The sequence below is a fragment of the Agrobacterium sp. 10MFCol1.1 genome (assembly GCF_000381165.1).
In the GTDB taxonomy this organism is placed as follows: Bacteria; Pseudomonadota; Alphaproteobacteria; order Rhizobiales; family Rhizobiaceae; genus Agrobacterium; species Agrobacterium tumefaciens.
In genome coordinates this window covers 52127-72638 of record NZ_KB906080.1, presented here as the reverse complement: position 1 = coordinate 72638, position 20512 = coordinate 52127, and the positions used below count along the sequence as shown (strand labels likewise).

Here is a 20512-nt window from a genome sequence, read left to right as displayed (position 1 = left end):
GTCGAAATCGGGCGCGTGTCGATCACGATTTCGTTATGTCTAGATGAATATGCACAGTTTTGTGGCGGTGCATGGTCCTGGCCCATTGCTTAGCCCCCGGCCTGTGTTTAAGCATTGGCAAAAGAACGCTTGGGAGTTGCCGACACGCTTGTGTCTGTGCGCCTGAAAGCGGCGGGGAGAGAATGGCAGACTTTCAAGAGGCGCTGAAGCGGTTTCAGCCGATCGCGGTTTCATCGATCGCTGAAGACGAGCTCGGGTTGCGGTTGCGCGGCCTGCAAGCGCAGCTAATCCAGCAAAATATCAAGGCGGTCTGGCTCGATGCATCATCGTCGCTGACCTATTACACTGGCCTGTCGCTTGGTCTTTCGGAGCGCATTCACGGCGCCCTGGTGCCGGCAGAAGGCAAGCCGGTCTATGTCAGTCCGGCGTTTGAAGAGCCGAAACTACGGACGATGATCCGTATCGAGGGCGAAGTTGCCGTCTGGGAAGAGGATGAAAGTCCTTTTGACCTGATGGCAAACCGCATCGAAGCGCTCGGCTGTCCCGGCCACCTTGTCGCGATCGATCCTGCCACTCCTTTCGTTTTCGCATCGGCCCTGATGCAGCGTCTGCAAGGCCGCATCATTTCCGCCCAACCGATGATCGTCGGCCAGCGGCAGGTCAAATCCGCAGCCGAGATTGCCATCATCCAGGCGGCGATGGATGCGAGCTACGGCGTGCAGAAGGCCGTGTTCGAGGGGCTGCGTCCCGGCATATCCACCACGGAAGTGGCTGACTTCGTTAACGCCGCACATGTTGCGCTTGGCATGAAGCCGCTTTTCGTGGCGGTTCAGTTCGGCGAGGCGACGGCTTATCCGCATGGCGTGCCCTATGCGCAGACGCTTGTTGACGGCGACATGGTGCTGGTCGATCTCGGCGGCATCCTTCATGGCTATCGTTCGGATATCACCCGCACCTATGTGTTCGGCCAGCCGACGGAACGGCAGCGTTTTCTCTGGAACGCCGAGCGGGACGCGCAGGCTGCTGCCTTTGACGCGGCCCGGGTCGGTGCTGCCTGCTCGGACGTGGACAAGGCCGCGCGCGACAGCCTGAAGGCGGCCGGTTTTGGGCCGGATTATCAGGTTCCGGGTCTACCGCATCGCACCGGCCATGGGCTTGGGCTGGATATTCACGAAGAACCCTATATCGTTGCAGGAAATGCCACGGCACTTCAGCCGGGAATGTGCTTTTCCATCGAGCCGATGCTGTGCGTTTATGGGGAATGCGGCGTCCGTCTCGAGGATATAGCTTATATGACGGAGGCGGGACCACGCTGGTTCTGCCCGCCGGAAAAGAACCTCGACCGGCTGTTCCAGCCGGTCGCCGGGTAATTGGTCGGGAGGCACAGGACCGAACGGCGACACGGGGCTCCGCGTCGTCGCTGACCAGGACAGGTAGGCCCCTTAAAACGGGGTCGCATAAACTCAGAAAAAGAGGGAAAGGACCACCAGATGAAAACGCTGACCCGCAGTTTGCTTATAGCCTCTGCGCTTGCGATGGCTTCCGCCGTGCCCGCCATGGCGAAGACCTTCGTTTATTGCTCCGAGGCATCTCCGGAAGGCTTCGATCCTTCGCCTTACACCGCCGGCGGCACCTTCGATGCCTCCGCGCATCCGGTCTACAACCGTCTGACCGAGTTCAAGAAGGGCACGACCGAAGTTGAGCCAGGCCTTGCCGAAAAGTGGGAAGTTTCGAGCGATGGCCTCGAATACACGTTCCACCTGCGCAAGGGCGTAAAGTGGCACTCCAACGAGAAGTTCACGCCAAGCCGCGATTTCAACGCCGATGATGTGATCTTCAGCTACAACCGCCAGGGTGACACAAAGAACCCGTGGAACCAGTATATCGCAGGCATCACCTACGAATATTACAACTCCATGGAAATGCCGTCGCTGATCAAGGAAATCGTCAAGGTTGACGATTACACCGTGAAGTTCGTGCTGACCCGTCCTGAAGCACCGTTCCTTGCCAATATCGCGATGCCTTTCGCTTCGATCGTTTCGAAGGAATATGCTGATACGCTTGATAAGGCCGGCACCAAGGAAGACTTCAACAACCTGCCGATCGGCACCGGCCCGTTCAAGTTCGTCGCCTATCAGAAGGACGCGGTCATCCGCTACCAGAAGAACGCCGACTACTGGGGCGAAGCTCCGAAGATCGACGATCTGATCTTCGCGATCACGCCGGACGCTGCCGTTCGTCTGCAGAAGCTGAAGGCTGGCGAATGCCACCTTATGCCTTATCCGGCCCCGGCCGACCTCGCCACCATTCGTGCCGATTCCAACCTCAAGCTCGATGAACAGCCGGGCCTGAACGTTGCCTACTTCGCCTACAACACCACCGTTGCACCTTTCGACAAGCCGGAAGTCCGCAAGGCGCTGAACATGGCGATGAACAAGCAGGCGATCATCGACGCCGTATTCCAGGGTGCCGGCACGGTTGCCAAGAACCCGATCCCGCCGACGATGTGGTCCTACAACGACAGCATCAAGGACGATCCTTACGATCCGGAAGCTGCCAAGAAGGCTCTCGAAGCCGCTGGCGTCAAGGATCTGACGATGAAGATCTGGGCGATGCCGGTTCAGCGTCCATACATGCCGAATGCCCGCCGCACCGCCGAGCTGATCCAGTCGGATTTCGCGAAGGTTGGCGTCAAGGCCGAGATCGTCTCCTTCGAATGGGGTGAATACCTCAAGAAGTCGACTGAAGTGAACCGCGACGGTGCCGTCATCCTTGGCTGGACCGGCGACAACGGTGACCCTGATAACTTCATGGGCGTTCTGCTTTCCTGCGCTGCAACCGGCGAAGGCGGTGCAAACCGTGCTCAGTGGTGCAACAAGGAGTTCTCCGAACTGCTTTCCAAGGCAAAGCAGACCACTGACGTTGCCGAGCGCACCAAGCTTTATGAGCAGGCGCAGGTGATCTTCAAGGAACAGGCTCCGTGGGCGACGCTTGCGCACTCCACGCAGTTCGTTCCGATGTCCGCCAAGGTTTCCGGCTTTACCATGAGCCCGCTTGGCGACTTCACCTTCGAATCCGTCGATATCGCTGAGTAATCCCAAACAACAGGACGCGCGGAAGAACTCAGGTTCTTTCGCGCGTCTTTTCAGGAAAAAACCATGATCCGGTTCATTTTCGGCAAACTTCTCTATCTCGTTCCGACATTTCTCGGGATTACCATCGTTGCCTTTGCCTTCGTTCGCGTCCTGCCGGGCGATCCCGTGCTGTTGATGGCGGGTGAGCGTGGCATTTCGCCCGAGCGGCATGCACAACTTGCCGAACAGCTTGGCTTCAGCCAGCCTATCTGGCAGCAATATCTCCATTTTCTCGGGCGGCTGCTTCAGGGTGATCTCGGCAATTCGCTGGTCACCAAGAAACCCGTTCTGACCGAGTTCCTGGCGCTCTTCCCCGCGACAGTCGAGCTTGGCCTCGTCGCCATCATCCTCGCCACACTGATCGGTGTGCCGGTCGGCGTCATCGCAGCCATCCGCCGTGGCTCGTGGTTCGACCAGATCTCCATGACGACGGCGCTGGTTGGCTTCTCCATGCCTATCTTCTGGTGGGGCCTGCTGCTCATCATCATGTTCTCCGGCATCCTGCAATGGACACCGGTGTCGGGCCGTATCTCGTTGATGTATTTCTTCCCTTCCGTCACCGGTTTCATGCTGATCGACAGCCTGATTTCGGGGCAGAAGGGTGCTTTCGCTTCGGCTCTGTCACATCTCATCCTGCCTTCGGTGGTGCTTGCCACCATCCCGCTTGCAGTTATTGCCCGCCAGACACGGTCGGCAATGCTCGAAGTCCTCGGTGAGGATTATGTGCGGACAGCGCGTGCAAAGGGCATGTCGCCGTCCCGTGTCGTCGGCGTTCACGCATTGCGCAACGCCATGATCCCGGTCATCACCACCATCGGCCTGCAGATCGGTGTGCTGATGGCGGGTGCAATCCTGACCGAAACCATCTTCTCCTGGCCGGGCATCGGCAAGTGGATGATCGACTCCATCTCGCGCCGCGACTATCCGGTCGTGCAGAGCGGCCTGCTTCTGATCGCGGGTCTGGTGATGATCGTCAACCTGCTTGTCGATCTCACCTATGGCCTCATCAATCCAAGGATCCGTCACAAATGAGCGATGTGACCACAGCTCCCGGCGTCAGGCTTTCCGACGCCGCCATCCGCCGCCGGATGATCGCCGATTTCTGGTTCTACTTCCGCCAGAACCGTGGCGCCGTCGTCGGCCTTGCCGTCTTCCTTCTTCTGGTTCTGATCGCGGTTTTCGCAGCCGTGATTGCCCCGCATGACCCGACCCAGCAATATAGAGACGCGTTGCTCGTCCCGCCGGTCTGGCAGGATGGAGGCCGTACCGCATTCCTGCTCGGCACCGACGCTGTCGGCCGCGACATGCTGTCCCGACTGATCTATGGCGCGCAATATTCGCTGTTCATCGGCGTCGTCGTTGTTTCCATCGCCCTTGTCGGCGGCATTGTCATCGGTCTCGTCGCCGGCTTCTTCGGCGGCTGGGTGGACACTGTCATCATGCGCGTGATGGACGTCATCCTGGCGTTTCCATCGCTGCTTCTGGCACTGGTGCTGGTTGCGATCCTTGGTCCGGGGTTGACCAACGCCATGATCGCGATTGCCATCGTCTATCAGCCGCATTTCGCGCGTCTGACGCGTGCAGCTGTCATGAGCGAGCTTCGGCGTGAATATGTCACCGCCGCCCGTGTGGCGGGTGCCGGCAATTTCCGGCTGATGTTCAAGACGATTTTGCCGAACTGCCTTGCACCTTTGATCGTGCAGGCGACGCTCTCCTTCTCATCTGCCGTTCTCGATGCGGCGGCTCTCGGCTTCCTTGGCATGGGCGCGCAGCCGCCCGCATCCGAATGGGGCACGATGCTGGCCGAAGCCCGCGAGTTCATCCTGCGCGCCTGGTGGGTCGTTACCCTTCCCGGCCTGACGATCCTCGTATCGGTGCTTGCCATCAACCTGATGGGTGACGGGCTGCGCGATGCGCTCGATCCCAAACTGAAGCGGAGCTAAGCGATGAGCCTGCTGAAAATCAAGAACCTCACCGTCAAGTTTGCCACCGCCACCGGCGCGTTCACGGCCGTCAACGGCATCGACGTCTCCGTGGACAAGCATGAGGTGCTTGCCATCGTCGGCGAGTCCGGTTCCGGCAAGTCGGTCTCCATGCTCGCCGTCATGGGGCTTTTGCCCGATACGGCGACGATCACCGCCGACGAGATGATCTTCGATGGTATAAACCTGCTGGCCATGTCGCCGCAGGAGCGCCGCAAGCTGATCGGCCGCGAGATCACCATGATCTTCCAGGAGCCGGTTGCGTCGCTCAACCCGTCCTTTACGGTCGGTTTCCAGATCGAGGAGGTGCTGCGCCTCAATCTCGGCATGGGCCGGTCTGCGGCGCGTGCACGCGCACTGGAGCTGTTCCGGTCCGTCGGTATTCCCGATCCGGAAACCAAGCTCAATGCCTATCCGCACCAGATGTCCGGCGGTCAATGCCAGCGTGTGATGATCGCCATCGCCATCGCTTCCAAACCGCGTCTCTTGATCGCCGACGAGCCGACCACCGCGCTCGACGTGACGATCCAGAAACAGATCCTCGATCTGTTGATGGATCTGCAGGAAGAATACGGCATGGCGCTGATCCTCATCACCCATGACATGGGTGTCGTGGCCGAAACAGCAGACCGCGTGGTCGTGCAATATAAGGGCCGCAAGATGGAGGAAGCGGATGTGCTGAGCCTGTTTGAGGCCCCGCAGCATCCCTATACCAAGGCATTGCTTTCCGCGCTGCCGGAACATGCAACCGGCGACCGCCTGCCCACGGTTTCCGACTTCTTCGGCAAGGAGGGCGTTCAATGAGCATCGTTGTCGAAGGCAAGGGCATTACCCGCCATTATCACGTTCCGGGCGGCCTGTTCGGCGGAGCAAAGACCGTGCAGGCGTTGAAAGGCATCGATTTTGCCGTCGAGCGCGGCAAGACGCTCGCCATCGTCGGCGAGTCCGGTTCCGGCAAATCGACGCTTGCGCGCATCATCGCGCTGATCGACCCGGCATCCGGTGGCGAGCTGAAGATCGACGGCCAGCCGGTCGATATCGCAAAGCGCCGTCCCGGCACGGACATGCGCTCCAAGGTGCAGATGGTGTTCCAGAACCCCTATGGTAGCCTCAATCCGCGCCAGAAGGTTGGCGACGTGCTGATGGAGCCGCTAGTCATCAACACCAAAATGCCGGCGTCCGAGCGTCGTGAGCGGGCTGAAGCCATGCTCGTGAAGGTTGGATTGGGTCCCGAACACTTCAACCGATATCCGCACATGTTCTCTGGCGGCCAACGGCAGCGCATCGCGATTGCGCGGGCGCTGATGCTCAACCCCGCACTTCTGGTGCTGGACGAGCCGGTCTCGGCACTCGATCTTTCAGTGCAGGCGCAGGTGCTGAACCTGCTGAGAGATCTCCAGGAAGAGTTCGAGCTGACCTACGTCTTCGTCAGCCACGACCTTTCCGTCGTTCGCTATATCGCCGATGACGTCATGGTTATCTCGAAGGGTGTAGCCGTGGAGCAGGGCACGCGCGAGGAACTATTTGCCGATCCGAAGCACGCCTATACGCGCCAGCTTTTTGCCGCCACTCCGGTAACGGATGTAGACGCCATCCGCGCCCGCGTAGAGCGCCGCAAGGCGGCACGGCAGGCTGCGACGGCTTGAGATCGACGATTGACCGATGAATAAGTGGAACAGGCCGGATTTCCGGCCTGTTGTTTTTTCAGGACTTAAAAAGATTGCGGGGGTGCGCTCAGGCGCCGGCCTCTCTCAGCAGACGCACCTGCCGCAGCGTATTCTGCCGGCTACGTTCCAGATGGCGCCATAGGGCGTCGATAATCTGGGCCTTGCTGCGGGCGGCTATGGCGTCGGCAATATTCTGGTGTTCCTCGACAGAGCGGGCGTAGTCGCCAAGGATCGATACGAAAACCGTGTGGGTCTGATCGAGAATGCGCCCATGCGTGCCGGAAATGACCGGAATGCGCGCGGCCGAAACAAGGGCCGTGTGGAAGCTGCGATCGTGAAACAGCGCTTTGGAGAGATCGTCCAGCGTCGCGCTCGTGGCAAATTCACGGTGTTTCGCAAGGCTTTCCAGAAGCTGCGCATGCAAGGCTTCGTCCAGCTGCCCGGCATCGAAGGCCACTTCCACAGCGCCTTTTTCCAGCAGCATTCTGGCGGCGTAGAGTTCTTCCACATCCTCCACGGTAAAATCGCGCACTACCATGCCGCGCCTTGAGGAATTGACCACCAGCCCGTCTGCCTCGAGTTTCAGGCATGCTTCCTTGACCGGCGTGGGGCTGATGCCGAGATCGGCGGCAAGTTCGTTGGGCAACAGCCGTTCGCCGCCGCGCAATCTGCCGCTGACGATGCGCGCCCGCAGTTCCTGATGCGCTTGGTCGGCGAGCGTGACTTTGATCAGTGTGTTCATGGCAACACCATCACCTAACCGCGAGTGACTGGCAATGACGGAATATAAAAAATAAAAAATTTTTTATTTTACAATGGTCGATTTTGCTTTAGCTGTATCCGTTATCGGAAGCTGGCTGCTGGAGGAGGGTGGCCGGGCAATCCCCTGAGGCTTCATCTCCTGCGGTCATTGATCGCGGGGCAGTGGCGACATTCCGCTGGTTGATAGGTGGAGCTTCGATCAGAACGGAACTTCCGTTTATTCCTCCCCAAAAGCTGCTCAAGCGTCGAGGAATTGACCGATCATGAAAATAACCGCTGTCGAACCTTTCATCCTGCATCTGCCGCTGACATCGGAATCCATTTCCGATTCCACCCACAGCATCACCCATTGGGGCGTCGTCGGCGCAAAAATTACGACGAGTGACGGCCTTGAGGGCTACGGCTTCACCGGTACCCATGCGCATCTGCCGTCCGACCGGTTGATCACATCCTGCATCAGCGATTGCTATGCGCCTCTGCTGATCGGCGAGGATGCATCCGAACATTCGCGGCTGTGGACAAAACTTGCCCGTTATCCGTCCCTGCAATGGGTCGGCCGCGCGGGCATCACCCATCTGGCGCTGGCCGCGGTCGATGTGGCGCTCTGGGATCTGAAGGCGAAGAAGGCGGGCGTGCCACTCTGGCAATACCTCGGCGGCGCGCGCACCACAGGGGTCGAAGCTTACAATACCGATATAGGCTGGCTTTCCTTCAATCTCGAAAATCTGCTGGCGGGCAGCGCCAGGGCAGTTGAAGAGGAAGGCTTTACCCGCCTGAAAATCAAGGTCGGGCACGATGATCCGAATATTGATATCGGACGCCTCGCGGCGGTGCGCAAGCGTCTCGGCTCCGCGATACGCATCGCTATCGATGGTAACGGCAAGTGGGATCTGCCGACATGCCAGCGCTTCTGCGCGGCGGCAAAGGATCTGAATATCTATTGGTTCGAAGAACCGCTCTGGTACGACGATGTGACCAGCCACGCGCGGCTGGCACGCAACACATCCATTCCCATCGCTCTCGGAGAGCAGCTTTATACGGTGGATGCGTTCCGGTCATTCATCGATGCGGGCGCGGTTGCCTATGTCCAGCCGGATGTAACCCGGCTTGGCGGCATCACCGAATATATCCAGGTCGCTGACCTCGCGCTCGCCAATCGCCTGCCTGTCGTTCCGCATGCCGGTGAGATGAGTCAGGTGCATGTGCATCTGAGTTACTGGCATCCGGCATCGACCATCCTCGAATATATTCCGTGGATCAAGGACCATTTCGAAGAGCCGATCCATGTTCGCGATGGTGTTTACAAGCGCCCGGAGCATCCCGGCGCCAGCACCACGCCTTTGGCCGAAAGCATCGCCCGCTACGGCAAAGCGGTGAAATGAAACAGAGGCGTTCAGCCCGGATTGCATCCGGCCACGGGGCGTCGGCGCCGTCAAAGGAATCGTGCGCTATCGAAGACTGGATCGCACCGTCACCCAGAATCTAATCCGGGGTGACGGTGTGGGCATGATGCAGGTTTTGCCAGAGTTAGCGCCAGCCGAGTGCAGGAGCCACCTGTTTGAGGATCGTCTCGATAACATGGGCGTTGTAGTCGACGCCCAGCTGGTTCGGCACGGTCAGCAACAGTGTGTCGGCCTCGGCGATGGCTTCGTCGGCTTTTAGCTGCTCGATCAATGCTTCCGGTTCGGCGGCGTAGCTGCGCCCGAAGATCGCGCGCGTCTTGTCGTCGATGTAACCGATCTTGTCGTCACCCTCGCTGCCGTAACCGAAATAGGATCGGTCGCGATCGTTAACGAGAGCGAAGATGCTGCGGCTGACCGACACGCGAGGCTCGCGGGCGTGTCCAGCCTCTTTCCATGCGGCGCGGTAAGCACGGATCTGTTCGGCCTGCTGCACATGGAAGGGTTCGCCGGTCTCATCCGTTTTCAGGGTGGAGCTTTGAAGGTTCATGCCAAGCTTTGCCGCCCAAACCGCCGTCGCATTGGAGCTGGAACCCCACCAGATGCGCTCACGCAGCCCTTCGGAGTGCGGCTCCAGCCGCAGCAGGCCGGGCGGGTTGGGAAACATCGGCCGAGGGTTCGGCTCGGCGAAACCTTCGCCCTTCAGAAGCTCGAGGAAGACTTCGGTGTGCTGGCGCGCCATGTCCTTCTCGGTCTGGCCCTCGGCAGGGCGGTAGCCGAAATAGCGCCAGCCGTCGATCACCTGTTCGGGAGAACCGCGACTGATGCCGAGTTGCAGGCGTCCGCCGGCGATGAGATCGGCTGAACTCGCATCCTCCACCATGTAAAAGGGGTTCTCATAACGCATGTCGATGACGCCGGTGCCGATCTCGATACTTTTCGTTCTTGCGCCAACGGCGGCAAGCAGCGGAAAAGGTGATCCCAACTGGCGGGCGAAGTGGTGGACACGGAAATAAGCGCCGTCGGCGCCGAGTTCTTCCGCAGCAACGGCCAGGTCTATCGATTGCAGCAGGGTGTCTGCAGCAGAGCGGGTCTGCGACTGGGGCGAGGGCGTCCAGTGTCCGAAGGATAGAAATCCGATCTTTTTCATGATGACCTTCCAAATGTTTAGGCTGCAGCTGACTTGAGCCGGCATCGTTGTTGTCAGTCATATAGGCTGCAGTGCGGATTCTCCAATCCGCCACGCGTAGACACGGTGTCGCCGAAATGTGAACGACGGTCGTTTCAGGCGATCGTCTTGCGGTCGAGGATGAAGAGATTTTGGTGGGCGCGCGCCGTCGTGAGAATGAAATCCATCAGCGAGCGCACGCGCGGCACATTGGCAAGGTCCTGATGGCTTGTCAGCCAGTAACCCCGCCGCAGTTCCACTTCACCTGCCAGCACCATCTGCAGGTCCGGAAAGCGTGCGGCGATGAAGTTGGGCAATATGCAAAGGCCACGTCCGCTCAGCGTTGCAGTCAACTGCGCAAAAATGCTCGATGACTGGAAGTTGGGCCGGAGGCCGGGCATCACGTCGCGCATGTAATCGAGGCCCGGCGAGAAGATCAGATCCTGCACGTAACCGATAAAGAAATGATCGGGCAAATCTTCGCGCCGGGTGATTTTCGGGTGGCTGGCAAGATAGGAACGCGATGCGTAGATATGCAGCGTGTAATCGACGATCTGTTCGTTGATGTAGGGGCCTGCTTTCGGCGGATCGAGTGTGACCGCCACATCCGCTTCTTTCTTCGACAATGCCATGATCTGCTGGATCGTAACCATCTCCACCATGATGTGCGGATGGGTGACGGCGAAGTCTTTCAGCCTTTCCACGAAGAAAAAGTTGGAAAAACCTTCAGGCGCACTGAGCCTGACCACGCCGCGCAGCAGGCTGCCGCTTTCGGAAATATCCGATTGCAATCTTTCCGCTTCCGCCTCGATGCGCTCGACGGTATCGACCAGGCGCCGCCCGACCGTTGTCAGTTCGTAACCACGTGGATTTCGCTCGAACAGCTTGGTTTTAAGCGAGAATTCCAGCCGGTCGATGTGGCGGGAGACGGTGGCGTGGCTGGTGCGCAGGCTACGCGCTGCCGATGAAAGTTGTCCGGTGCGGGCCACCGCCAGAAAATATTGCAGGTCGTCCCAGGTAAAAGGCGTGGCCAATTCGGTCTCCATTGCCAGGTCTGTTCAAAAATGAACAGTTCCTGTTCGCAATTTGATGATGCCCCGCTCTTGTGTCAACGGCCGAATTCGAGAAGTCTACATAGGGAGGCGCTGCTTTGAGGAGGGTGGCGCGACCGTTGTGATGCAACACCGTGGGACGATCGCAATGCGCCTTCGTTCACCGTTGCACAGACCTATCTGAGGCTCGCAATCATCTCTGGGAGGAGAAGTCATGCGCAAGAGTATCGTTTTATCCACGGCCATGGCACTGGCGGCAGGCACCGCCGCTTACGCTGCCGAGATTTCGGACGGCAAGGTCAAGATCGGCATCTTGAACGACCAGTCGGGCGTCTACGCCAATTTCGGCGGTAAATACTCTTATGAGGCCGCGAAGATGGCGGTCGAGGATTTTGGCGGCAAGGTGCTGGGCGCGCCGGTGGAAGTGGTAACGGCTGACCACCAGAACAAGGCGGATGTCGCCTCCAACATCGCCCGGCAGTGGTACGACACCGAACAGGTCGATTCGATCATGGAACTGACCTCTTCCTCGGTCGGCCTTGCCGTGCAGGCTCTCTCGAAGGACAAAAAGAAGATCACCATCAACACGGGCGCTGCGACCACGGAACTGACGGGCAAGCAGTGCAGCCCCTATGGTTTCCACTGGGCCTACGACACCTATTCGCTGGCAGTCGGCACCGGCGGTGCGCTGGTGAAACAGGGCGGCGACAGCTGGTTCTTTCTGACTGCGGATTACGCCTTTGGTTATTCGCTGGAAGAAAACACGTCCAACTTCGTCAAGGCCAATGGCGGCAAGGTGCTGGGTTCCGTGCGCCATCCGCTGGCCTCTACGGATTATTCCTCCTTCCTGTTGCAGGCGCAGTCATCAGGCGCGAAGGTCATCGGCCTTGCCAATGCCGGTCTCGACACCTCCAACGCAATCAAGCAGGCCGCTGAATTCGGTATCGTTGCGGGCGGGCAGCGGCTGGCGGCCCTTCTCTTTACGCTTGCCGAAGTGCACGGCCTCGGTCTCGAAGCGGCTCAGGGCCTGACGCTGACGGAAGGGTTCTATTGGGACCGCGACGATGAATCGCGCAAATTCGGCGAACGGTTCAAGGAACGTACCGGCGCCATGCCGAACATGGTCCACGCTGGCACCTATTCCGCCGTGCTGCATTACCTGAAGGCCATCGATAAGGCCGGCACCGACGATGCCGACGCCGTGGCAAAGGCCATGAAGGAAATGCCTGTCAACGACGTCTTCTCGAAGGATGGCCATGTGGCCGCCAATGGCCGCATGATCCACGACATGTATCTGATGGAAGTGAAGAAGCCGGATGAGAGCAAGCAGCCGTGGGACTACTACAAGGTGCTTGCCACGATCCCCGGCAAGGAAGCCTTCATGGACCCCGCAAAAAGCGGTTGCCCGCTGGTAACGCAGTAAAAAGGGGGAACTTCATGATGATCGCTCCCGCCCCTGCCGGTCAGGCGGAACCCCGCGTCGTGCTTTCGGCGCGCGGTCTCTCCAAGACCTTCGGCGCATTCGCGGCCGTGAAAAACGTCGATCTCGACGTCCATCATGCCCGCGTGCATGCACTTATTGGTCCGAACGGCGCCGGCAAAACCACGGTCTTCAACCTGTTGACCAAGTTTCTCCAGCCGACAGGCGGGGCGATCACCTTCATGGGAACGGATATAACAAAGACGCCGCCGGACAAGGTGGCGCGGCTCGGTCTCGTCAGGTCTTTCCAGATATCGGCGGTGTTTCCGCATCTGACGGTTCTTGAGAACGTGCGGGTGGCGTTGCAGCGGCCGAATAACCTTTCAACGCAATTCTGGCTGCCGCTCTCTTCACTCGACAGGCTCAATGCACGTGCCGAGGAGTTGATCGCAACGGTTGGCCTGACACGGGAAAAAAATGCACTTGCGGCAGATCTTTCATACGGTCGCAAGCGCGTTCTTGAAATCGCCACCACGCTTGCGCTCGACCCGAAGGTATTGCTTCTCGATGAGCCGATGGCGGGCATGGGTGGCGAGGATGTCGCGCATGTCGCCGATCTCATCCGCGAAGTGGCCAAAACGCGCGCGGTGCTGATGGTCGAACACAATCTGAAGGTCGTGGCGGATATCTGCCATCAGGTCACGGTGCTGCAGCGGGGCGAAATTCTGGCGGAAGGCGATTATGCCACCGTATCCGCCGATGCGCGCGTGCGTACGGCCTATATGGGCACGGAGGAGGCGTGATATGGCGGCAATGCTCGAAGTCTCCAACCTGAAATCCTGGTACGGCGAAAGCCAGGCGCTGCACGGCGTCGATCTAACCGTCGGCGAAGGCGAAACCATCACCATTCTCGGGCGCAATGGGGTTGGCAAGACCACGACGCTGCGCACCATCATGGGCATCATCCGCAACCGCAAGGGCGTGATCAAGCTCGGCGGCAAGGATATGATGCCGGTGCCGTTGCATCGCACGGCGAAATACGGCCTCGGTTTCGTGCCGGAAGAGCGCGGCATCTTCGCGACACTGAGCGTCGAGGAAAATCTGAAACTGCCGCCCGTCGTCGCATCCGGCGGCATGACGCTCGATGAAATCTACGAGCTGTTTCCCAATCTTTACGAACGTCGGGCGAGCCCCGGCACCAAGCTTTCCGGCGGCGAACAGCAGATGCTGGCCATGGCGCGCATCCTGCGCACAGGGGTCAAGGTTCTCCTGCTCGATGAGCCGACCGAAGGGCTTGCGCCTGTAATCGTGCAGCGCATCGGCGAGGTGCTGAAGACCTTGAAAAGTCGTGGCATGACAGTGGTTCTGGTCGAGCAGAATTTCCGCTTCGCCAGCCGCATCGCAGATCGTTTCTACCTGATGGATCATGGCCAGATGGTCAGCAATTTTCCGGTGGGCGAGCTTTCCGGCCGCATGGGCGAACTCAATAAAGTGCTGGGGGTTTAACGATGACGATGCTCTTCGGCGTTCCGCTTCAGGCCCTGCTCGGGCAATTGCTGATCGGTCTCATCAACGGGTCGTTTTATGCGCTCCTGTCGCTCGGCCTTGCCGTCATTTTCGGCCTGCTGCGCGTTATCAATTTCGCCCATGGCGCCCAATATATGCTTGGCGCTTTCGTCGCCTTTCTCGGCCTGCAATATTTCGGCATCAGCTTCTGGTGGGCACTGTTGGTGACGCCGCTTGTCGTTGCACTTTTCGGCGCGATCATCGAGCGCCTGCTACTGTCGCGGCTTTACGATCTCGATCCGCTGTATGGGCTGCTCTTCACCTTCGGCCTGGCGCTGGTGGTGGAAGGCACGTTCCGCTGGCTGTACGGTGCGGCGGGTCAACCTTATTCGGTTCCGCGCGAGCTTGCAGGCGGCACCAATCTCGGTTTCATGTTCCTGCCGAACTACCGCGCTTTCGTCGTCGTCATCTCGCTTGTCGCCTGCATCGCCACCTGGGCGTTGATCGAAAAGACGCGGCTCGGCTCCTATCTGCGGGCGGCGACGGAAAATCCGACACTGGTGCAGGCCTTCGGTATCAACGTGCCTGTGCTCCTGACGCTGACCTACGCGCTGGGCGCGGGCCTTGCCGGTTTCACCGGCGTGCTGGCCGCGCCGATCTATCAGGTCTCGCCGCTGATGGGCACCAACCTCATCATCGTCGTCTTCGCCGTCGTCGTGGTCGGCGGCATGGGGTCGATCATGGGCGCCATCGTCACCGGCTACATGCTGGGTATCGCTGAAGGCCTGACCAAGGTGTTCTACCCGGAAGCGTCCAACATTGTCATCTTCGTCATCATGGCCTTTGTGCTGCTCATCCGCCCCGCCGGACTTTTCGGAAAGGACGCCTGATATGTCCAAAGCCACTCACAACCCGACAGCCGGCGCGATGCCGCAGGCGGAGGTTTCCGCAACCGCTGGAACCATCAAGACCGTGCTGATACTGGCAGGACTGGCCGTGCTGATCGCTGCACCGATGTTCGTTTATCCGATCTTTCTGATGAAGCTGCTTTGCTTCGCGCTGTTTGCCTGCGCCTTCAATCTGCTAATCGGTTACACCGGGCTGCTTTCCTTCGGCCATGCGGCATTTTTCGGCGGCGCTGCCTATTTCACCGCCTATTCGGTGAAGGAATGGGGCGTCACGCCCGAGATCGGCCTCCTCATCGGCATGGCGGGTGCCGCCCTTCTTGGCCTCGTCATCGGCTTTTTCGCCATTCGCCGGCAGGGCATCTATTTCGCCATGATCACGCTTGCCTTGTCGCAGATGTTTTATTTCTTCTGCCTTCAAGCACCCTTCACCCATGGTGAGGACGGGTTGCAGGGCGTGCCCCGTGGACACCTCTTCGGCCTTCTCGATCTCAACGCGCCGCTGAACATTTACTACACGGTGCTTGCCGCCTTCGTGCTGGCACTTCTCGTCATCTGGCGTTTCGTCAACTCGCCGTTCGGCATGATCCTGAAATCCATCCGCGAAAACGAGCAGCGCGCCATTTCTCTTGGATACAGCGTGCAGCGTTACAAGCTTGGTGCTTTCGTCATGTCGGCGGCGCTTGCCGGTCTTGCGGGCGGCCTGAAGGCGCTGGTGTTCCAGTTCGCAACCTTGACCGATGTGGCCTGGCAGATGTCGGGCGAGGTTATCCTGATGACCCTGCTCGGCGGTATTGGCACCATGATCGGCCCGATCTTCGGTGCGGGGCTTGTCGTCGCACTGCAGAACTATCTCGCGACATCCGATTTCCCGGTCACCATCATCACCGGCCTCGTTTTCATGGCCTGCGTTCTGGTGTTCCGGCGCGGCCTGATCGGTGAATTTTACGCTTCGCGGCTCGGGCGAAAACTGGGTTTTCAGCACCGGGGATAAGAATTTTTTGAAACAGGGGGAAGGCTCCTCCGCGTCCGGGGCGACGCGGCAAGGGCGCCCCATGGAGAATAGCATGGCGGAATTTGACTATATCGTCATCGGAGCGGGAAGTGCGGGATGCGTTCTCGCCAACCGCCTCTCGAAAGACCCGAACAATCGCGTCCTGCTGCTGGAAGCGGGTGGCAACGATAATTATCATTGGATCCATATTCCGGTCGGTTATCTCTATTGCATCAACAATCCGCGCACCGACTGGTGTTTCAAGACGGCGGAAGAACCTGGGCTTAACGGAAGGTCGTTGATCTATCCTCGCGGCAAGGTTCTCGGCGGCTGCTCCTCCATCAACGGCATGATCTATATGCGCGGTCAGGCCCGCGACTACGATGTCTGGCGTCAACTCGGCTGCGAGGGTTGGGGATGGGATGATATCCTGCCCTATTTCCTGAAGTCGGAGGATTTTTATCGCGGCAAGGGCGACATGCATTCCACCGGCGGCGAATGGCGGGTGGAGAAGGCGCGCGTGCGCTGGGATGTGCTTGATGCCTTTCAGCAGGCGGCGGGTGAGGCCGGCATTCCTGCGACCGAAGATTTCAACCGGGGCGACAATGAAGGCGCCGGTTATTTCGATGTGAACCAGCGGTCGGGCTGGCGCTGGAACACGGCCAAGGCCTTTTTGAAACCGGCGCTTGGCCGCCGGAATTTGACAGTCATGACCAAGGCCCATGTCAAGCGTCTCATCGTCGAAGAGGGCTTGGTCACAGGCGTCGAGTTTCACCACGACGGCGTCTTGAAAAAGATGCGTGCACGGCGCGAAACGGTGCTTTCGGCAGGTGCAGTCGGTTCACCACACATTCTGGAGCTTTCCGGCGTTGGCCGCGGCGACGTGTTGCAGGCCGCCGGTATCGACACAGTGACGGAAGTTCAAGGTGTGGGCGAGAACCTGCAGGATCATCTGCAATTGCGCATGGTCTATAAGGTTTCAGGCGTCCTGACGCTGAATGAGAGGGCCTCCACCCTGTTCGGAAAGGCAAGGATCGGCCTCGAATATGCTTTGACCCGCTCCGGGCCGATGTCGATGGCGCCGAGCCAGCTTGGTGTCTTCACCCGTTCCTCTCCGGAAAAGGAGACGGCGGATCTGGAATATCATGTCCAGCCGGTGTCACTCGACAAGTTTGGTGATCCGGTTCACACTTTTCCGGCCATTACGGCAAGTGTCTGCAATCTGCGGCCCGAAAGCCGAGGCTCAGTGCATGTGAAAGGACCGGATTTCGCCATGCAGCCGGAAATCCGACCGAATTATCTATCGACGGAAGGCGACCGCCGGGTAGCCATCGATTCCATGCGGCTGACGCGCCGCATCGTCAACCAGCCCGCCTTTTCGCGGTTCAAACCGCAGGAATACCGGCCCGGCCCCACTTTTGAGAATGACGACGATCTGGCCCGCGCTGCGGGCGATATCGGCACGACCATATTCCACCCCGTCGGCACCCTGCGCATGGGCTCCGATGCCGAAAGTGTTGTCGATACGCGGCTGAAATTCCGCAAGCTTGCAGGGCTGCGTGTGGCGGACGCCTCCATCATGCCGAGGATCACGTCCGGAAATACCAATTCGCCAACGATCATGATTGCCGAAAAGGCTGCCGACATGATCCTTGCGGATAATCGCTAAGAGGAGCGTTCCCATGAAGACCGTCGCTTTTATCGGACTTGGCCATATGGGCCTGCCGATGGCCGCCAATCTCGTCAAGGCCGGTTATGCCGTCAGGGGTTTCGACCTTTCCGAGGCATGCCGCGCGGCGGCGAGGGAGGCCGGAATTCCCGTCGCTTTGGATTCTGCCGAAGCCATTGATGCGGCAGAAGTGATCGTAACCATGCTGCCGAAGGGGGAACATGTTGTTTCGGTATATGGCGATCTGGTGCAGAAAATAGCTGCCGGAACGCTTCTCATCGATTGCTCGACGGTGGATATGGACAGCGCCCTGAAGGCACACGAGCTTGCCGCTTCCGCCGGTTGCCCCTCCGTCGACGCGCCTGTATCTGGCGGTACGGGCGGTGCCAGTGCCGGCACCTTGACCTTCATGTGTGGCGGAGAGGCTGAGGCTTTCTCGGCGGCCAAGCCGGTGCTGGAAGCCATGGGCAAGAAGATCGTCCATTGCGGCAAGGGCGGCAACGGCCAGGCGGCCAAGATCTGTAACAACATGATCCTCGGCATTTCCATGATTGCGGTTTCCGAGGCCTTCGTGCTGGGCGAAAAACTCGGCCTTTCGCATCAGGCGCTGTTCGATGTCGCCTCCACCTCATCGGGTCAATGCTGGTCGCTCACCACCTATTGCCCGGTGCCGGGACCAGTGCCGACATCACCGGCGAACAATGATTATCAACCGGGTTTCGCTGCGGCGCTGATGCTGAAGGATTTGCTACTCTCGCAGGCGGCCGCGAGTGGAGCCGGCGTTGCCACTCCACTCGGCGCCGCAGCATCGACGCTTTATGAGAACTTCGTGGGTGAGGGCGGTGGCGCGCGTGATTTTTCCGCAATCGTCGAAATGCTACGCGGAGGCGAGGCATGATGGACGCCACGCCGTCGGATATTCTGTGGGTACCGCCAATGGAAAGGCTGGAGCACTCGGCGCTTTTTGCCTTTGCCACAAGGACCTCATCGCTGCATGGGCTTTCGGCTGATGATTATTCCGGCCTGCTGCGCTGGTCCATTGAGGCACCGGATGCCTTTTACAATGCCCTGTGGGACGAGCTGGGGATCATCGGCACGCGCGGCGAAAGGGCCTTCAAGCCTGGCGCGACCATGCGGGAAGCCGAGTTTTATCCCGGCGCGAGGCTCAATTATGCCGAAAACCTGCTGCGCGATGCCGATAAACGGTTGGCGATCATCGCCCATCGAGATGATGGCACGCGGCGTGAAATCAGCCGCAGGCAGCTTTATGCGGATGTCTCCCGCATGGTGCAGGCGCTTGTCCACGCAGGCGTGAAGGAAGGCGATCGTATCGGCGCTATCGTCACCCACGATATCGAGGCGATCGTCGGTTATCTGGCAACGAGCGCCATCGGAGCCATCTGGTCGTCCTGTTCACCGGATTTCGGCCCGGCGGGAGCGTCCGACCGGCTCTCGCAGATCGATCCGAAAATCCTCATCGCCGTGCCGGAATACGGTTATGCCGGCAAGCGGATCGATGTCGGACCGACCATCCGCGCGGTGGTGGAAAGCGCTGCACCTCAAAAGATAGTGCTGATTGGTGACGTTGTTCCCGCCAGCCTTTCCGATCTCGGCTGCGTGACGTTGAATGATTTCGTTTCGCCCTTTGAGCCGGGTGAAATCGCGTTCAACCGGCTGCCGGTCAAGGCGCCGCTGGCGATCCTTTATTCCTCCGGCACCACCGGCAAGCCGAAATGCATCACCCATTCCGGCGGTGGCCTGCTTCTTCAGCATATGAAGGAGCAGAAGCTGCAATGCGATATCAGGCAAGGCGAACGTTTCTTCTATTTCACCACCTGCGGCTGGATGATGTGGAACTGGCAGGTGTCCGGCCTGGCGCTTGGCGCCACCCTCGTCACCTATGATGGCAATCCGGGTTATCCGTCGCCCGCGCGGCTGATCGATCTCATTGACGCCGAACGGATCGCGACCTTCGGAACATCGGCCAAATTTATCGACGCATGCCTGAAGGCAGGGTTGAAACCGCGCGAAACCCATGACCTTTCATCCCTTCGGACAATCCTTTCCACCGGCTCGCCGCTCATCCCGCAATCCTTCGATTATATCTATCGCGACTGGAAGGCCGATCTGCATCTCGCCTCCATTTCCGGCGGCACGGATATATGCGCCTGTTTCCTTGGCGGCAATCCGCTGCAACCTGTTCACCGTGGGGAGCTGCAGGGCGCGATGCTCGGTATGGATGTCGACACCCTGGACGATGAAGGCCATCCCGTTCGCGGCGTGGCTGGTGAGCTCGTCTGCCGCAATGCCCATCTTTCCATGCCCGTCAAATTCTGGGGCGATGAGGACGGTTCTCGTTATCAGGCTGCCTATTTCGATCGCTTCCCAGGCATCTGGGCGCATGGCGATTTTGCCGAAATACGTGCCACCGGCGGATATGTCATCCACGGGCGCTCGGATACGACGCTCAATCCCGGTGGGGTTCGCATCGGTACGGCGGAAATATACCGTCAGGTGGAAGCAGTGCCGGAGGTCGAGGAAGCGATTGCCGTGGGTCAGGACATTGACGGTGACCAGCGGGTTATCCTCTTCGTGCGCCTTAAAGAGGGTGCAGCGCTGACGGAGGACCTCGAAAAGACCATCCGTACCCGCATCCGCTCGGGTGCTACGCCACGGCATGTTCCGGCAAGGATCATTGCCGTCACGGCCATTCCCCGTACGCGCTCGGGCAAGATTTCCGAAATCGCAGTTCGCGACACCATTCATGGCAGGCCGGTGAAAAACACCGACGCGCTCGCCAATCCCGAAGCGCTCGAGCTTTTCCGCAACCTGCCGCAACTGAAGGATTAGGAT

18 protein-coding genes are annotated in these 20512 nt (G+C 59.4%); 15 read left to right on the top strand and 3 right to left on the bottom strand.

Annotated elements, in window-relative coordinates; all coding sequences use genetic code 11:
* Nucleotides 1-182 precede the first annotated feature (182 nt).
* The 6 genes from F617_RS0120380 to F617_RS0120355 all read left to right on the top strand — a co-directional run bounded on the left by F617_RS0120380 (nt 183) and on the right by F617_RS0120355 (nt 6762).
* On the top strand, nt 183-1370 hold the full coding sequence (locus F617_RS0120380) for a Xaa-Pro peptidase family protein (protein ID WP_019566519.1): 1188 nt from the start codon (nt 183-185) through the stop codon (nt 1368-1370).
* 120 nt (nt 1371-1490) lie between these two features.
* Nucleotides 1491-3095: an ABC transporter substrate-binding protein gene (locus tag F617_RS0120375; protein ID WP_004431933.1), complete on the top strand. Its 1605-nt coding sequence runs from the start codon at nt 1491-1493 to the stop codon at nt 3093-3095.
* Nucleotides 3096-3158: 63 nt separating this feature from the next.
* On the top strand, nt 3159-4166 hold the full coding sequence (locus tag F617_RS0120370; protein ID WP_004431937.1) for an ABC transporter permease subunit: 1008 nt from the start codon (nt 3159-3161) through the stop codon (nt 4164-4166).
* A complete protein-coding gene (locus tag F617_RS0120365) occupies nt 4163-5077 on the top strand; it encodes an ABC transporter permease subunit (protein ID WP_004431940.1) in 915 nt (304 codons plus the stop codon). The genes F617_RS0120370 and F617_RS0120365 overlap by 4 nt, the downstream gene beginning before the upstream one ends.
* Before the next feature lie 3 nt (nt 5078-5080).
* Complete coding sequence (locus tag F617_RS27225; RefSeq protein WP_004431942.1) at nt 5081-5920, top strand: ABC transporter ATP-binding protein; 840 nt, start codon at nt 5081-5083, stop codon at nt 5918-5920.
* Complete coding sequence (locus tag F617_RS0120355; RefSeq protein WP_004431943.1) at nt 5917-6762, top strand: ATP-binding cassette domain-containing protein; 846 nt, start codon at nt 5917-5919, stop codon at nt 6760-6762. Before F617_RS27225 ends, F617_RS0120355 begins: the two co-directional genes overlap by 4 nt.
* Nucleotides 6763-6850: 88 nt before the next feature.
* Here the strand turns inward: F617_RS0120355 and F617_RS0120350 are convergent, their stop codons facing one another.
* Entirely contained in the window at nt 6851-7525 is a 675-nt protein-coding gene (locus F617_RS0120350) for a GntR family transcriptional regulator (RefSeq protein ID WP_004431944.1), read from the bottom strand.
* Between the two features lie 283 nt (nt 7526-7808).
* Between F617_RS0120350 and F617_RS0120345 the strand changes: the two genes are divergently transcribed.
* Nucleotides 7809-8927, top strand: a complete 1119-nt coding sequence (locus F617_RS0120345; protein WP_019566518.1) for a mandelate racemase/muconate lactonizing enzyme family protein — start codon at nt 7809-7811, stop codon at nt 8925-8927.
* Between the two features lie 145 nt (nt 8928-9072).
* On the opposite strand, the gene F617_RS0120340 is transcribed toward F617_RS0120345, so the two are convergent.
* Nucleotides 9073-10095 carry an LLM class flavin-dependent oxidoreductase gene (locus F617_RS0120340; protein WP_019566517.1) on the bottom strand — a complete coding sequence of 341 codons (1023 nt, stop codon included), beginning with the start codon at nt 10093-10095 and terminating at the stop codon, nt 9073-9075.
* A 134-nt stretch (nt 10096-10229) separates the two neighbouring features.
* A complete protein-coding gene (locus tag F617_RS0120335) occupies nt 10230-11159 on the bottom strand; it encodes a LysR family transcriptional regulator (protein WP_004431950.1) in 930 nt (309 codons plus the stop codon).
* Between the two features lie 220 nt (nt 11160-11379).
* Here F617_RS0120335 and F617_RS0120330 point away from each other — a divergent pair, with 220 nt between their 5' ends.
* From F617_RS0120330 to F617_RS0120295, 8 genes are all read left to right on the top strand, one after another.
* On the top strand, nt 11380-12588 hold the full coding sequence (locus F617_RS0120330) for an ABC transporter substrate-binding protein (protein WP_013762102.1): 1209 nt from the start codon (nt 11380-11382) through the stop codon (nt 12586-12588).
* Nucleotides 12589-12602: 14 nt separating this feature from the next.
* Nucleotides 12603-13388, top strand: coding sequence for an ABC transporter ATP-binding protein (locus tag F617_RS0120325; protein WP_019566516.1), 786 nt, complete (start codon nt 12603-12605; stop codon nt 13386-13388).
* Nucleotide 13389: 1 nt separating this feature from the next.
* Nucleotides 13390-14091: an ABC transporter ATP-binding protein gene (locus F617_RS0120320; RefSeq protein ID WP_019566515.1), complete on the top strand. Its 702-nt coding sequence runs from the start codon at nt 13390-13392 to the stop codon at nt 14089-14091.
* Nucleotides 14092-14093: 2 nt separating this feature from the next.
* The gene (locus F617_RS0120315; RefSeq protein ID WP_019566514.1) at nt 14094-14981 is read left to right on the top strand and encodes a branched-chain amino acid ABC transporter permease; all 888 of its coding nucleotides are present in this window, start codon (nt 14094-14096) and stop codon (nt 14979-14981) included.
* Nucleotide 14982: 1 nt separating this feature from the next.
* Nucleotides 14983-15990: a branched-chain amino acid ABC transporter permease gene (locus tag F617_RS0120310; RefSeq protein ID WP_019566513.1), complete on the top strand. Its 1008-nt coding sequence runs from the start codon at nt 14983-14985 to the stop codon at nt 15988-15990.
* 73 nt (nt 15991-16063) lie between these two features.
* Complete coding sequence (locus F617_RS0120305) at nt 16064-17659, top strand: GMC family oxidoreductase (protein ID WP_004431964.1); 1596 nt, start codon at nt 16064-16066, stop codon at nt 17657-17659.
* Between the two features lie 13 nt (nt 17660-17672).
* Nucleotides 17673-18557: a 3-hydroxyisobutyrate dehydrogenase gene (gene mmsB / locus F617_RS0120300; protein WP_004431967.1), complete on the top strand. Its 885-nt coding sequence runs from the start codon at nt 17673-17675 to the stop codon at nt 18555-18557.
* Nucleotides 18554-20509, top strand: a complete 1956-nt coding sequence (locus F617_RS0120295; RefSeq protein ID WP_019566512.1) for an acetoacetate--CoA ligase — start codon at nt 18554-18556, stop codon at nt 20507-20509. The genes mmsB and F617_RS0120295 overlap by 4 nt, the downstream gene beginning before the upstream one ends.
* Nucleotides 20510-20512 lie beyond the last annotated feature (3 nt).

Bases quoted from the DNA above. Each gene is read 5' to 3' on its own strand.
- F617_RS0120380 (WP_019566519.1), top strand. From the start codon at position 183: ATGGCAGACTTTCAAGAGGCGCTGAAGCGGTTTCAGCCGATCGCGGTT.
- F617_RS0120375 (WP_004431933.1), top strand. From the start codon at position 1,491: ATGAAAACGCTGACCCGCAGTTTGCTTATAGCCTCTGCGCTTGCGATG.
- F617_RS0120370 (WP_004431937.1), top strand. From the start codon at position 3,159: ATGATCCGGTTCATTTTCGGCAAACTTCTCTATCTCGTTCCGACATTT.
- F617_RS0120365 (WP_004431940.1), top strand. From the start codon at position 4,163: ATGAGCGATGTGACCACAGCTCCCGGCGTCAGGCTTTCCGACGCCGCC.
- F617_RS27225 (WP_004431942.1), top strand. From the start codon at position 5,081: ATGAGCCTGCTGAAAATCAAGAACCTCACCGTCAAGTTTGCCACCGCC.
- F617_RS0120355 (WP_004431943.1), top strand. From the start codon at position 5,917: ATGAGCATCGTTGTCGAAGGCAAGGGCATTACCCGCCATTATCACGTT.
- F617_RS0120350 (WP_004431944.1), bottom strand. From the start codon at position 7,525: ATGAACACACTGATCAAAGTCACGCTCGCCGACCAAGCGCATCAGGAA.
- F617_RS0120345 (WP_019566518.1), top strand. From the start codon at position 7,809: ATGAAAATAACCGCTGTCGAACCTTTCATCCTGCATCTGCCGCTGACA.
- F617_RS0120340 (WP_019566517.1), bottom strand. From the start codon at position 10,095: ATGAAAAAGATCGGATTTCTATCCTTCGGACACTGGACGCCCTCGCCC.
- F617_RS0120335 (WP_004431950.1), bottom strand. From the start codon at position 11,159: ATGGAGACCGAATTGGCCACGCCTTTTACCTGGGACGACCTGCAATAT.
- F617_RS0120330 (WP_013762102.1), top strand. From the start codon at position 11,380: ATGCGCAAGAGTATCGTTTTATCCACGGCCATGGCACTGGCGGCAGGC.
- F617_RS0120325 (WP_019566516.1), top strand. From the start codon at position 12,603: ATGATGATCGCTCCCGCCCCTGCCGGTCAGGCGGAACCCCGCGTCGTG.
- F617_RS0120320 (WP_019566515.1), top strand. From the start codon at position 13,390: ATGGCGGCAATGCTCGAAGTCTCCAACCTGAAATCCTGGTACGGCGAA.
- F617_RS0120315 (WP_019566514.1), top strand. From the start codon at position 14,094: ATGACGATGCTCTTCGGCGTTCCGCTTCAGGCCCTGCTCGGGCAATTG.
- F617_RS0120310 (WP_019566513.1), top strand. From the start codon at position 14,983: ATGTCCAAAGCCACTCACAACCCGACAGCCGGCGCGATGCCGCAGGCG.
- F617_RS0120305 (WP_004431964.1), top strand. From the start codon at position 16,064: ATGGCGGAATTTGACTATATCGTCATCGGAGCGGGAAGTGCGGGATGC.
- mmsB (WP_004431967.1), top strand. From the start codon at position 17,673: ATGAAGACCGTCGCTTTTATCGGACTTGGCCATATGGGCCTGCCGATG.
- F617_RS0120295 (WP_019566512.1), top strand. From the start codon at position 18,554: ATGATGGACGCCACGCCGTCGGATATTCTGTGGGTACCGCCAATGGAA.